The following is a 543-nucleotide window of genomic DNA, read 5'->3' as shown; positions in this document are numbered from 1 at the left end:
CTGCCGGAGGCAATGAGCCCCGAGGTTAAACGCGCTGATCTGATTATGCTGGCCACCGAGCGTCGAGATCTCGATATAGACCCCAACACCGTATGGCCGATGCTCGACGGCGTGCCTCTGGCCGACATTGTTGTTTTTCCCCTCACTCCCTATCAATCCGAACGGGCATTTTTCGAACGCTGGGACGAGCTGAACCACCCGGAGAGCCATCATGATCAACGTCATCACGATTGATATCGAGTCGCTCGACCTAAAACCCTCCGCCGTGATTTTATCGGTCGGCGCGTTTGCATTCGATGTGACAAACATTGCCGAAACCCAGGCAGCGATCATTATGGCTGCTCAAGAGTCCGGCACAGCATTATATTCAGACCGAGTATTTTACGGCCTGGCCGATACGTTCGATCAGTTGATGCGTTGCCGTTCCGTGAGCCGGGAAACACAGCAATGGTGGTACAAACAGGGCGCCGGCGCCCGGGCGGCGCTTGAGGGTAAACGGGAAACACTCGACGCTCAACTGCTCAATCTCAGCAGTTGGATAGC

Annotated in this window: 1 protein-coding gene and 1 pseudogene; both read left to right on the top strand. The window is 55.4% G+C overall.

Going from position 1 to position 543, the window contains the following annotated elements:
* A pseudogene (locus FCN80_RS26315) lies at positions 1 to 234 on the top strand (hypothetical protein); the annotation flags it as partial.
* Positions 212 to 543, top strand: a 332-nt coding sequence (locus tag FCN80_RS26310; protein WP_136993300.1) for a 3'-5' exoribonuclease domain-containing protein, incomplete at its 3' end; no start/stop codon positions are given. The pseudogene FCN80_RS26315 and the gene FCN80_RS26310, both read left to right, overlap by 23 nt.

Source organism: Martelella alba (assembly GCF_005217455.1).
Taxonomy (GTDB): domain Bacteria; phylum Pseudomonadota; class Gammaproteobacteria; order Enterobacterales; family Enterobacteriaceae; genus Acerihabitans.
This window is presented reverse-complemented; position numbering and strand designations above follow the sequence as displayed.